The organism is Roseibium aestuarii (genome assembly GCF_008477545.1).
In the GTDB taxonomy this organism is placed as follows: Bacteria; Pseudomonadota; Alphaproteobacteria; order Rhizobiales; family Stappiaceae; genus Roseibium; species Roseibium aestuarii.
In genome coordinates, this window is record NZ_VORA01000001.1 from 1577440 (window position 1) to 1589793 (window position 12354).

The 12354-nt window shown below is 59.7% G+C and carries 10 protein-coding genes and 1 tRNA gene; 4 read left to right on the forward strand and 7 right to left on the reverse strand.

Annotated features, from left to right (window positions below):
* Positions 1-145 precede the first annotated feature (145 nt).
* A complete protein-coding gene (locus FR728_RS06705) occupies positions 146-1711 on the forward strand; it encodes a tyrosine-type recombinase/integrase (RefSeq protein WP_149891807.1) in 1566 nt (521 codons plus the stop codon).
* A 29-nt stretch (positions 1712-1740) separates the two neighbouring features.
* Here FR728_RS06705 and FR728_RS06710 read toward each other — a convergent pair whose 3' ends face one another.
* From FR728_RS06710 to FR728_RS06740, 7 genes are all read right to left on the reverse strand, one after another.
* Positions 1741-2445 (reverse strand): hypothetical protein, encoded by a 705-nt coding sequence (locus FR728_RS06710; protein ID WP_149891808.1) that lies wholly within the window; start codon positions 2443-2445, stop codon positions 1741-1743.
* Positions 2435-2962: a hypothetical protein gene (locus FR728_RS06715; RefSeq protein WP_149891809.1), complete on the reverse strand. Its 528-nt coding sequence runs from the start codon at positions 2960-2962 to the stop codon at positions 2435-2437. Before FR728_RS06715 ends, FR728_RS06710 begins: the two co-directional genes overlap by 11 nt.
* Positions 2955-3788: a ParA family protein gene (locus tag FR728_RS06720; RefSeq protein WP_149891810.1), complete on the reverse strand. Its 834-nt coding sequence runs from the start codon at positions 3786-3788 to the stop codon at positions 2955-2957. Before FR728_RS06720 ends, FR728_RS06715 begins: the two co-directional genes overlap by 8 nt.
* Positions 3789-3878: 90 nt before the next feature.
* Positions 3879-4481, reverse strand: a complete 603-nt coding sequence (locus FR728_RS06725) for a recombinase family protein (RefSeq protein WP_149891811.1) — start codon at positions 4479-4481, stop codon at positions 3879-3881.
* Positions 4482-4603: 122 nt separating this feature from the next.
* The gene (locus FR728_RS06730) at positions 4604-4969 is read right to left on the reverse strand and encodes a hypothetical protein (RefSeq protein ID WP_149891812.1); all 366 of its coding nucleotides are present in this window, start codon (positions 4967-4969) and stop codon (positions 4604-4606) included.
* Between the two features lie 251 nt (positions 4970-5220).
* The gene (locus FR728_RS06735) at positions 5221-6096 is read right to left on the reverse strand and encodes a hypothetical protein (RefSeq protein ID WP_149891813.1); all 876 of its coding nucleotides are present in this window, start codon (positions 6094-6096) and stop codon (positions 5221-5223) included.
* A 754-nt stretch (positions 6097-6850) separates the two neighbouring features.
* A tRNA-Gln gene (locus tag FR728_RS06740) sits at positions 6851-6924 on the reverse strand.
* A gap of 1475 nt (positions 6925-8399) precedes the next feature.
* Here FR728_RS06740 and FR728_RS19330 point away from each other — a divergent pair.
* The 3 genes from FR728_RS19330 (at position 8400) to guaB (ending at position 12326) form a co-directional block, all read left to right on the forward strand.
* Positions 8400-9803 carry a Ppx/GppA phosphatase family protein gene (locus FR728_RS19330; protein ID WP_377174769.1) on the forward strand — a complete coding sequence of 468 codons (1404 nt, stop codon included), beginning with the start codon at positions 8400-8402 and terminating at the stop codon, positions 9801-9803.
* Positions 9800-10588, forward strand: a complete 789-nt coding sequence (locus FR728_RS06750) for an RlmE family RNA methyltransferase (protein WP_149891814.1) — start codon at positions 9800-9802, stop codon at positions 10586-10588. Before FR728_RS19330 ends, FR728_RS06750 begins: the two co-directional genes overlap by 4 nt.
* 235 nt (positions 10589-10823) lie before the next feature.
* The gene (gene guaB, locus FR728_RS06755; RefSeq protein ID WP_149891815.1) at positions 10824-12326 is read left to right on the forward strand and encodes an IMP dehydrogenase; all 1503 of its coding nucleotides are present in this window, start codon (positions 10824-10826) and stop codon (positions 12324-12326) included.
* Positions 12327-12354: the final 28 nt, after the last annotated feature.

Here is a 12354-nt window from a genome sequence, read left to right on the forward strand (position 1 = left end):
CCCACGACCTCCTGAACCCGGCGCCGGACCCGAAAGGGCCCGGCGCTTTGGTGTTTGAGGCACAAACACGAAAAACCGGCCCCGAACCAATCGGAAAGCCGGACAAGACCTTGAACGTCACACTACGCCGTCACATGAGGTGACGATGCAGGATGAAGTTGTTTCTGGGAAAGAAAAAAGAGTTGGCTGGGGAACCTGGACCCTCATGGGGTGCGCAGATAAGCGTTTGATCTTGAAAAACATTCAGCGATTTCATAAAGGTAGGGTACATTCAACAGGGCATTTTGAGGTACATTCTTTGTCTCGAAGTCGTGCGCCGACCTACCTTGAGAAGATGAACAACGGTGGCTGGAGGGTGTCGGTTCCGGTCCCCCGAGAACTCGTCAAAGCCATCGGCAAGACCCGCCTGAAGCGATCCCTTGAGACGCACAGCCAAGCCGAAGCGGAACGGAAGAAACATGCCGTCGTGGCCGAGTTTCTCGCGATGATTCAAGCCGCCCGGGAAGGAAGGCTGCCGAAGGCCACAGTCGTGGGGATCGCCGCCGCGCCTTCCATGTCCGACCGGGAGCTTACCAGTCTGGCCCTTGATCTTCGAAGCAATCTCCAGTCCCAAGACGAAGGCACCGACGATTTCGAACTGGAGAAAGAAGGCATCTTTCAGGTTGCCGAACTGATCAGGGGGCCTGAGATCGGGATTGATGAGGAGAGGGACAGCCCAGTTTTCGACCCGCACAGCGAGAAGAAGGCAGGTCAGTTTCTCCGAGTTGCCCTCGGAAAGGAGACACCAGTTCGTGAGCCGCTGGATCTCTTCCATGCGCAGGTGAAGTGGTCGCCGCGTACCAAGAGTGACAGCGGCAGGGCGATCAACGCGCTGGATGACTGGTGTAAGGACAAGCGTGTGCCCTTCGTTATCGAGGCTATTACCCGCAAGAGGGCTGGCCAGTTCATCGGCGACCTAGCGTCCAACCCTGACAGGCCGCTTACCAACCGGACCATCAACAAATATCTGTCCTGCCTGTCGCAGTTCTGGTTCTGGCTGGAGAAGCGCGGCTACGTCGAGCGTGATAGTTCTCCTTGGTCTCGCCAATCGCTGCCCAAGGTCCAGCCGAAGGAGGACGAGAAGGAGAGGCCATTCACTGACGACGAGATGGTGAAGCTGTTCAGCGGCCAACCCAATCAGCCCTATCTCAGGGATGTAATGTTAATCGGAGCCCTGACAGGTGCCCGCATCGATGCCATTATCAGCCTCAAGCGCAAGGACATCACCGAGGACGGAAACATCCGCTTCAAGCCGCAGAAACGGGAGAAGGCTTCCCGTCTGGTCCCTATCCACAGCGCCTTGAAATCGACCATGGAGCGGCTTGTGAAGGGCAAACAGCCCGATGATGATCTATTCCCCGAATGTCCTCCCGTGGCCGCTGACAAGCCGCAGGAACGGTCCATGCCGGCGGCGGTCAAGGCCTTCACCTACTACCGCAGGGCTTCCGGCATCGTTGATCCGGTGGAGGGCAAGCGCAGAGATCGCGTCAACTTCCACTCGTTCCGCCGATGGTTCATCACGAAGGCACTTCAAGCGGGCCAGCCAGAACTGGTGGTTCAGATCGTGGTCGGGCACAAGCCGCAGAGCGTGGCAGCTAGCGTGTACCTCGGAGGGCTGACCATCGAGCAGATGCGAGAATGTGTGGAGGCGGTGAGGCTACCGCCGCTGTGATTTCAATTTTGTAGGAAATCCGACCAAGGTCAGCTATTGAGTGCCTTCTTTAAGGACTTAGGAAGCGCATCACTAACCAAGTCAAAATCACGATGATGGAGGCCCCGGTAGGTTTTCTCGGCAACGATACAAAACAAATAAAGTACTCTGCTGCAGGTTTCCGATATTGCCCCAAATGTTTCATTAGCCTCTTTTTCTAGATAACGAGGATACTCCCCAGAGGCTGTCACAAGCGCCATATGCGCGGCATTGGACGTGTGGACGTATCCGCACAGTAGTGCGTATCTACTTCTTAGCACATTGAAGTAGCCGTATACTATTTTATCGTCTTTGATAGCTGGAACGCTGCTCACTAAGTCAAGGAGTTCATAGGTAGATTTTAGCGCAAGAACTGCCTGATCCTGAGATAGTCCCAAGCATCTCATCCAGTTCTCCAAGCCGCTCCTTAAGGAAAGTTGGGACGATTTGTATAATCCAGTGCTTGCCAAGAAAATGCTTTGGCATATATCTGAAATCGCCTCGCGGAAATAAACATGAAATTGTTCATTTTTTTCTTTTATTTTCCATGATGGCTTCTTGCTGAGGTTCGCCTCGAGAATAAGTAGGGGGTAATAGTGCTTAAATACCTTGCTTATGTGGCTTTGAAGTCGAGCGTCGTCCAGCAATGGTCCTATGTTGAACGACCTAAGGAACTGGCTGTACTCTAACTCTGCGGTTTTTGTTTTATGTTTCATCGACGCTACGCCGTGTCAGAATTTGTATCAGCTCGTTCCAGCTTTGGCTGTTGGCTCGTCGATCTGCTACTATAGCATCAATGCCCGGATCATCTTGAGTGACGCGGGTAATGGCTTCAACAAGACGACCAAGTCTTTGATCATCAAGCTTGGCGGTCTCGCAAACAATTAAGCCGATGAGTTCATAACGCGACCGCTTTTCCCAACGCGCGATGTTTAAGCCAAGGGCACCATTGGCAAAGTCGGCTATGTCTTCGTTGTTAGGAAAATACCGAGTATTGTTGAAAATTATAGGTAGGGAACCCACTAGGAACTGAATGTTTCCATTGCTGGAGCCGGCCTTGCGTAGTGACTCTGGAGGGGCAGTCTGAAAATTCGCCTCAGTCAGCATCTTAAAATCCAGATGGGAGTAGGACTGGAGCAGCCATGATAGCTCCTCAAGAAACCGTCCAGCGGTTCGCACGTCACGGGTCTTTTCGGACCTCGTCGTAGATTTCTTCTCCGCCTTTTTAGCCATTGGCTTTCTCCGCGAACTCCTTGGCAATACCGGTGATACCGCGCTTGAGGTCGTTGTCATCTAGATCAAAGATCAAGGCTTGGTGCCCTTGTCCTTTTGCGAGCTTAACTCGTTTAGGTAAAGAAGCCGCGTATCGCTTCCCTGCCCAGACGGGGTTCTTGTCCAAAAATTCTACGGCTTCCCGGTACACCACGGTGTTGGTTTCAACGATGGTCAGAACCACTCCGACGCATTCAATCGGATGTCCGTAGTTCTGAGAGAAGCGCTCAACAACACCTCGCAAAAGATCTATGCCGGTTCGAGATAGCGGCTCTGGCTTGACGGGAACTAAATAGCCATCTGATGCCAGAAGCGCCGCCATCATCCAGTGGGACGGTGTCGGTGGAGTGTCAACGATGACAAAGTCATATATCTCCGCCGCGTTAATTGCTTCCAGATACCTCTTGAGCCGTTGTTCTCGGCCTTGCCCGCCTCCCATTTCCAGCCGATACAGCTCCAAGTCCCCGGGCAGAAGGTCAAAATTTTCCTTTATCCGCCAAGGCTTGATGTCCTTGAGTGCAATGGGGGCTTGCGGTTTGGCTCCTTCGACAGCGCTAACGGCCATGGGAGCGTCGTCAAAGATGCTAACGATTGTCGGCTGCCCAGCGGCCCGAGATTTCACATATTTTTCTGGCGAGATCAGACACTGAGTAGCGTTGAATTGAGGGTCAAGGTCGACAAGTAAGACTTTGCGACCGTGTCGTCGTACCAATGTGTCGGCAAGATTGGTTGCCAGGGTTGTCTTTGCCACGCCCCCCTTCATGTTTACAACGCTGATAACTGCCATACTTGCCTCCCAGACCCAAATTCGATGTCAATGGGTATAAACTGCAAATTCAACTGTCAATTGCTGTTCGCTCAGGGCTCTACCGGATACTCAAAAAGCATTATCGCCCCCTCTGGAAGATGCGGAGAGGTTTTCTGTCCCCCTAAGGATCCTGAATACGCTGGAGCGGCTGACCCCCAGAACCTCCACGATCTCTTCCGCAGTCTTTCCTTCGGCCCTTAGTCGCCTGACATCATCAGCCTTTCTTTGGGCTGTTGGTGCGCGGCCCTTGTACTTGCCTTCTTCCTTAGCCTTGGCAATGCCTTCCCGCTGCCGCTCCAGCATGATTTCCCGTTCAAACTCTGCAATGGACCCTAGCAGGTTCATCATCAGCTTGCCGGTCGGTGTCGAGGTATCGATCCCAAGGGCCAGGATCTTGAGCGTCACGCCCTTAGCTTGAAGCGTATCCGTGATCCTGACCAGATCGGGCATTGAACGGGCAAGACGATCCAGCTTGGTGACTACGAACACGTCACCCTCACGGGCATACTCCAAGGCCCGCTCAAGTTCTGGCCTGTTCTTGTCCACTGAGGAAACCTGTTCCTGAAACACCTTCTCACAGCCAGCAGCCTCAAGGTCGCGAAGTTGGGCAGCGAGGCCATAGGTCTGGTCAATTGTCGAGGTGCGGGCATAGCCGATGATGGTAGAGGGCATAGGTGAAGCTCCGAAGTGCCATATAAGTCATTGACCTTGTGATACCGTCAGTCTCAAAAGTCAATAACCACTCATGTGGCACTATCAATGACGTCACTCCGAGGGAGTCACTAGGGCGTGGTCTATTGGGACTGGTGTGCCTTCTGGGCGCTGCGGCGGCTCTTAGCGGTGCGGCTCCGTTCAAGTACCCGCTGCCGATACTCAGGGTCGCTGTGGTAGCGCCTCTTGTTCGCCTCACGGCTGACCTCCAGCCTCTTGGCTCGAAAGTCAGGGTCTGTCCTGTACCGCTCCTTGATGCGCTCCAGTTTCCGCTTCTGCTTCGCCTGATATGCTGCCTGCCTCTTCTCCAGCTTCGCCTGACGCGCTGCTTCGTCGTCCGACCGCTGGGGGATCTTCTGGAGCTGGTGGTGCTGGTCGCAATGATCATGGGCTTTTGCCTCGTAGTCATCACCCCAGCGGAGATCGATCAGAATGTTGCTGTCGTCCATGGTGTTCCTTCTAAGACGCCACGAGCAGCACTACCCCTGGAGGGGGGAGATCGCCATGGCTCTCTATATGATTGGGGGGAAGAATTTTTGCGGCAAAACACCGTGACCCCTCGTCAGGCTCGACCTCGAAGAAGGCGGCAGAGGGAACCCGACAATAGGCCACGAAGGGTGACCGGCAAGGGTGGCAAGAGGTGCCGGTCAGAGGGCGGGGTGTACAAGATGTACACCTCTAGAAATGTACACCCTTGGCTTCAGAAGTCGGCTTCTTCCTCGTCGTCGGTGAAGCCATCCAGATCGCCTTCAGACAGCAGCCGTATGATGTCCTCGACTCTGCCCGGGCAAAGCTTCTCAATGGTAGCCGCCATGATCTCCGTGTTCTTGAAAAACTGGGGGCCAACGGCCCGTTGTATTCTGTCAGCGTATTCCTTCGCCTTCTGCTCCACGACATCCTCCCAATCCAAATCCATCTTGCATGTTCGGCCCTTGGCCAACGACAGAGCCGCATTCCAAGCGGAAGGCAGCGTTTGATCCGCCTTCAACAACTCCTTCCTCACCTTCCGCATGTTGCCGATGGTGCTAGTAGGGAGCCCCGTAAGCTTGCTCTCCTGTTGTTTGGAGTAGATCCCAAGGCAGACCAGCATCCATGCATGGTTGCTCCTTTGTGCCGATGTGAGGGGAAGCTTGATGTCGAGGTGAGAACCAGTGGCGAAAGCTAGTGCGTCTTGAGGTGTGCCTTCAAACCAACTGACAGGGATCGTCACCGGCTTCCCGGTCCGCCTCCGATACAGCTTGTAGGCCTTCACGCGATGATGGCCATCAAGGAGGATGATCGAGCCACCGCATCTCCAAACAGAGATGGGTCTCAGATCGTCCCCAGTGGTCAGGGTGTAGAGCAGGCTCTCAACGTGTCTGTTGTCGATCTCCCCCGCTCCCCGTGCCTGAAACAGGGCTTCGATGTGGAGCAGATCGTTAGGGTTGATTCTGTCTGGCTTGGCGGGATCGTCGCGCCCCGTAGCTTTCACCTCCCCCAACACCTTCAGTATGTCGGCAGGATCTCGCGACGGCAAATCAGCCGGTAATGTTCCGGAACCCGCCAATGAGGGCGCTTTGTGTTCCTCGGTCGTCATCGTTGTTTCCATTGATTGCCATGATGTTCGTTTTGTTGTTGTCGTCTCCACCACTGACCAAAAAGAAACCCCGCAGTCGCAGGGACCACGGGGCTAAGCTGACAATGGAAACGTGAGCGGGACAGAGGCCAACTCTTAGGTGTCGAGTGGTCACATGGACCGGCCTTCTCTCTCCCTATGTGAGGGGCATTCGTGCCTCTTCCCTTTAGTGGCCGCAATCGGCCCGCCACTCAGGCTGCACTGCCTTTCCTGTCGAAACACCAGTGTCGGACTCCGCCATTCTTCCCCTCGAACCGATCATGTCTCGACCAAAAGGCCTCGAACCAGTTCGTGCTGACATAGGCCCAGTGAGTCCCGGCGACCTCGACCAACAACTTCAAACCCAAAACATCAATATTCCAGCGCATGACTTCTCCTTCGGGCTGTGTGCCCGTTGCGAATGATGCCCCATAGAGGAGGCGTGAGGTCCTTCGAAGGTCAGGCGAAGAAGAAATGAAAATCAGGTTTATGTCAACAAAAACATGTATTTAACCCACGCGTGGGACAGTTGCAGTCGTGGGTGGATCAGGTGTTTTTGCTGGGAGCAGCTTGTGTTGCCTCAGGTCCGGCCGGGAGCGTTTGGCGACAGTGCCGCTCACGGTTGGTCGATCTCTTGGGAGAGGCGGCTAGGAGAAGGCGCAGAGGTACATAACGGGGTACGATCTGAGGTACGCACCTGCCCATAAGTCATTGAATTTGCTAAGGCAAAAAGAGTTGGCTGGGGAACCTGGATTCGAACCAGGACTAACGGAGTCAGAGTCCGCGGGTCTACCGTTAACCTATTCCCCAGCAAGCGAGCTGTCTCGCGTCCGGCGCTGGTGGCCGGTGCGGCGGGCCGTGCCGCCGTCGATGGCTGGGGTATATAACCAACCGGGCTTTCGGCGCAAGCGCCCCGCCGAACTTTTTTTGCCGACTTTCCACAGCCGGTCGACGTGGCCGGTCTGCGGGCGTTGCTCATCCCGCCTCGTGCCGGGACAGAGCACTGCGGCTCGTGCCCGGAAACCCTTGCGGAAACGCGCGAATTTTCAAAATGAAAACGTCGGGAAAGATCGGTTTGTCGCGCGCAGGAGCTGCCTGGGGATAACCGGATTGGCATCTGTGGTCGCTTGAGCAGGCCCCTCCGGCGTGCAGATTTTTCAACCGAATATGAATGAGGGTTGGCATTCGCATGCAGGGGAGGCGCGGGGAGGCGAGCGGGCGGGTCATCGCAGGCTCGACAAGGCCGATGTCGTCAGCGGGGCCCATTGACTGGAGCGGGTGGAGCCGCGCGGACGGGCCCGGGGAAAGCGCGGGGCGCTCATGGGATGAGCCTGACCGATGCATTGAACATATCATGACCTCGGCGGGTCGGGGCGGTTTCACCGCTGAGCCTGCTCCGAATGGGAGCAGGGAGGCATGAGATCGACATCCGCTGTGGTCCGGGTCTTGAGCTGGGGGGGGCACAGTGCGCGCCTCTCCGATGCCTCTTGTCTGTCAGTCTCGTCTGTCCGTCGCGCGCGCCGCTTTCCTGCGTCTGCCTGCCCTGCGTCCGCCGGGTCCCTGCCCAGGCAGGATCGCGGCGCGGACAGAAGCCTAGTCGACGGGCAGTCTTGCTGATAACATGTCAGCCAACGAAGAGACGCGTGCGAAAAATGGGGCTTCAGCTCCGGTTTCCCGCGCCAGACAAGGCATGAAAAGTGACTGATTCAGCACACGAGCCTCCCGAATCGCGTCGGGAAGCGGCTGATCCGTCCGGACCCATTTCCCGCGCAGGTCAGCGGGCCAATTCCCGGCGCAAGCGGCGCCGGCGTCGCAACGGCAAGGCTGAAGGCGGAGGGGATATCTCCTCCACCGGTGCCGGCCACAGCGCTTCCGGTCGTCAGACCGGCGAGGCATCGGGTGCGTCCAGCGGCTCCAGAACGGGTCGCAAGGCGCAGCGCAAGGCTCTGAAAGGAGCGCCCCGAGGGCTCGAACCAAGTGCGGGCGACGGGACTTCGATCCCGGACCGGTCCGGGTCTCGCGCCGCCGAGGGTGGCGCAGAGGCCGGGTCCGCACCGGGCAAGCCCCCGCAGGGGCCCAGATCGCGACGTCGCGCGGCCCGCAAGGGCAAGGGGCGCAACGGCGGCGATGGGCGGCCCTCGCACAAGGGGACTGGTTCTGCACCCCGGCCGCTCTCGGCCGGTCAGGGCTCGGAGACCGTTGGAACATCTGGGACCGGACAGGGCGAACCGGATCGCCATGCGGCGGATGCAGGGCCTGCAGACGGTGCGGGCGGTCGTGACCTCATGCCAGGCCGTGACCTTCTGTCAGGCATGGGTGCCGGGCATCCTGCCTCTTCAGCTCCTTTGGGGGCTGTTGCGGAGAAATCCGGGCTGACCGAGCACGGCCCCGTGCGCGCAAAAGGGCGTCGTCGCGGACGCAGGCGCGCAAGCGCCGGAGAGGGGACGGGCCACGCAAAGATCCCGTCGGGACAGGCACGCAGCGAGGCAGCTGCTCAAGGTCTGACGGGCGAGGACCGCGCGTCCCTGCCTGCGGGTGGCGTCCAGACCCGGCAGGAACAGTCTTCTCCGGCGGCTCCTGGTGATGTTCGGGCAGACGTGCGGGCGGACATGCGGACTGGCTTGCGGCCCGGTGTGCGCGCCACCTCCGGGCGCGGGGTCGATCCGCTTTATGCCGCGCTGGATCTGGGCACCAACAATTGTCGGCTGCTGATTGCCCGTCCCGATGACCGGGGCTTCCGGGTGGTCGATGCCTATTCGCGCATCGTGCGTCTGGGGGAAGGGGTCGGCAGCACCGGCCTTCTCTCCACCCAGGCCATGGACCGGGCGGTCGAAGCCCTCGACATCTGCCAGCGCAAGCTGGAGGAGCGCGGGGTGGCCCGTGCCCGCCTGATTGCCACCGAGGCCTGCCGGGCCGCCGCCAACGGGCTCGACTTCATCGAGCGGGTGCGAGCGGAGACGGGCATGACGCTTGAGGTCGTCAGCCGCGAGACGGAAGCCCGTCTTGCGGTCGCGGGCTGCGTCACACTGGTGGATCCCGCCGCCGACGGGGTCATCCTGTTCGATATCGGCGGCGGCTCGTCGGAAATCGTCTGGCTCGACCTGCGCAACCGCTGCGGGGCACGCGGCTTTGCGCTCACCCGCTTCATCCGCTCCTGGGCGTCGCTCCCCGTGGGTGTGGTGAACCTGGCCGAGCGCCACGGCGGCGTGGATGTGACGCCGGAGGTGTTCGAGGCCATGGTCCGCGACGTGGAAGGGCATCTCGCGGGTTTCGCGCTGGGAGAGGATCTGAGCGCGGCAATCCGGGGCGGGGGCGTGCACATGCTGGGCACTTCCGGCACGGTCACGACGCTGGCGGGCGTGCAGCTTGGCCTCAAGCGCTATGACCGCCGCCGTGTGGACGGCGCGTGGCTGGAAAGCGGTCAGGTCAGCGAGATGATTGATCGTCTGCGCCAAATGTCTTACGAGGAGCGCGTGAACAATCCCTGCATCGGTGCCGACCGCGCCGATCTGGTGCTTGCCGGCTGCGCCATTCTTGAGGCGATCCGCCGGCGCTGGAACTGCGAGCGCCTGCGCGTCGCGGACCGGGGATTGCGCGAAGGCATTCTGACAGAACTCATGGCCGCAGATGGGGTGTGGTCGAAGGGAAAGGGCGGGCGCTGGGGCTCCCGCAACAAAGGCAAGACATGACCCGTTCGAGCAAGGGCACCGGTGACCGCGGCCTTCACGTGAAGGTGAAGACCGCGCGCGGCCGCCGTTCCTCCTCCACCCAATGGCTGCAGCGGCAGCTCAACGACCCCTACGTGCGCCGTGCCAAGGCGGAGGGCTGGCGCTCGCGCGCGGCCTTCAAGCTCATCGAGATCGACGACAAGCACAAGCTGCTCAAGCCCGGCTACCGGGTCGTCGACCTTGGGGCGGCTCCCGGTGGCTGGTGCCAGGTGGCGGCGGAGCGGGTGAAATCCGCTCCCGAAGCGCCCAAGGTGGTCGGCATCGACTATCTGGAGATGGACCATCTGCCCGGCGTGACCTTCCTGCAGAAGGACTTTCTGGACGATGACGCGCCGCAGATGCTGATCGAGGCCCTCGGCGGCTACGGTCCGGACGTGGTGATTTCCGACATGGCGGCGCCCACCACGGGCCACCGCCAGACCGACCACCTGCGCACGACCCATCTCTTCGAGGTGGCGATCCATTTCGCCGAGCGCAATCTGGTGCCCGGCGGGTCGTTCCTGGCCAAGGTCTTCCGGGGCGGCACCGAAGGCGAGCTGCTGCAGGAGCTCAAGCGCTCCTTCAAGACGGTGGCTCATCTGAAGCCGCCGTCAAGCCGCAAGGAAAGCCCGGAACTCTACGTCATCGCCAAGGGCTTCCGGGGCCGCGATGCGGATAATGCGCCGCTTGATGCCGGAAGTGCGGCCGGAAGGGCCTCAGCCGCAGAGGGCTTCGACCCGCGCGGCGAAAGCCACGACGACGACTGATCCGTCCCGTTCGGGGCTGGGGGCCGGGGCAAGGAACCTCTGGGCGACAGGAAAAACGCGGTGACAGGAAAATCGGGTCCGGGGCGAGATTTTTGCCCCGCACCCTTTTCAGACTGTCACCTCCATGTTATTGACCCGCGCCAACTTCTCCGGCACAGCCGAAGCACATCCATCGATGCGGGAACTCACCATTCCGGCGTCGTGTTGATCCTATTCAAGGAAGGGAAATTGGCGCATGGCCACGTTTTATGTTCCGTCGACCGGTGTGGAAGCACTGACCTTCGATGACGTTCTGCTGATTCCCGGCCACTCCGAGGTCATGCCCGCGCAGACCGATCTGCGCTCGCGGGTGACCAAGAACCTCGAACTCAACCTTCCGATCATTTCTTCTGCCATGGACACGGTCACCGAAGGCCGTCTGGCAATCGCGATGGCCCAGGCCGGCGGCATTGGCGTCATTCACCGCAACCTCTCCCTCGAGCAGCAGGCCGAGGAAGTGCGCAAGGTGAAGAAGTTCGAAAGCGGCATGGTCGTCAATCCGCTGGTCATCGGCCCGGACGCGACCCTGGCCGAAGCCCTCGACCTTATGAAGCGTTTCGGCATCTCCGGCGTGCCGGTCGTCGAAAACGGTGGCGCGGGCGGTCAGGTCACCGGCCGCCTGGTCGGCATCCTCACCAACCGCGACGTGCGCTTCGCCTCCAATCCGGAGCAGAAGGTCTATGAACTGATGACCCGGGAAAACCTGGTCACCGTCTCCGACAACGTGAGCCAGGAAGAAGCCAAGCGTCTTCTGCACCATCACCGCATCGAGAAGCTGCTGGTCACCGACAAGAAGCAGAACTGCATCGGCCTGATCACCGTCAAGGACATGGAAAAGGCCCAGCTCAATCCGAATGCCTCCAAGGACGATCAGGGCCGTCTGCGGGTGGCCGCCGCCACCAGCGTCGGCGACGAGGGCTTCGAGCGCGCCGAGCGCCTGATCGATGCGGGCGTCGACCTGATCGTGGTGGACACCGCCCACGGCCACTCCCAGCGCGTTCTGGAAATGGTCACCAAGGTCAAGAAGATCTCCAACGCCACCCAGGTTCTGGCCGGCAATGTCGCCACCGGTGAAGCCACCAAGGCGCTCATCGATGCGGGCGCTGATGCGGTCAAGGTCGGCATCGGCCCGGGCTCCATCTGCACCACCCGTATCGTCGCCGGCGTCGGCGTGCCCCAGCTCACCGCCATCATGGATTGCGTGAACGAGGCCTCCAAGCAGGACATTCCGATCGTGGCCGACGGCGGCATCAAGTACTCCGGCGATCTGGCCAAGGCCATCGCCGCTGGCGCCTCCACCGTCATGGTCGGCTCCCTGCTGGCCGGCACGGAAGAAAGCCCGGGCGAGGTCTATCTGCACCAGGGCCGCTCCTACAAGGCTTACCGCGGCATGGGCTCCGTGGGCGCCATGGCGCGCGGCTCCGCAGACCGTTACTTCCAGGCGGAAGTGCGCGACACCCTGAAGCTCGTGCCGGAAGGCATTGAGGGTCAGGTGCCCTACAAGGGACCGCTCGCCAGCGTCCTGCATCAGCTCGCCGGTGGCCTGCGCGCTGCCATGGGCTATTGCGGTGGCAAGACCATTCCGGACTTCCAGGAAAAGGCGCGTTTCGTGCGCATTTCCGGTGCCGGTCTGCGTGAAAGCCATGCTCACGACGTGACGATCACCCGCGAAAGCCCGAATTATCCCTCCAGTCTGTAATCAGGCCCATGACATTGGGAAAGGCGGG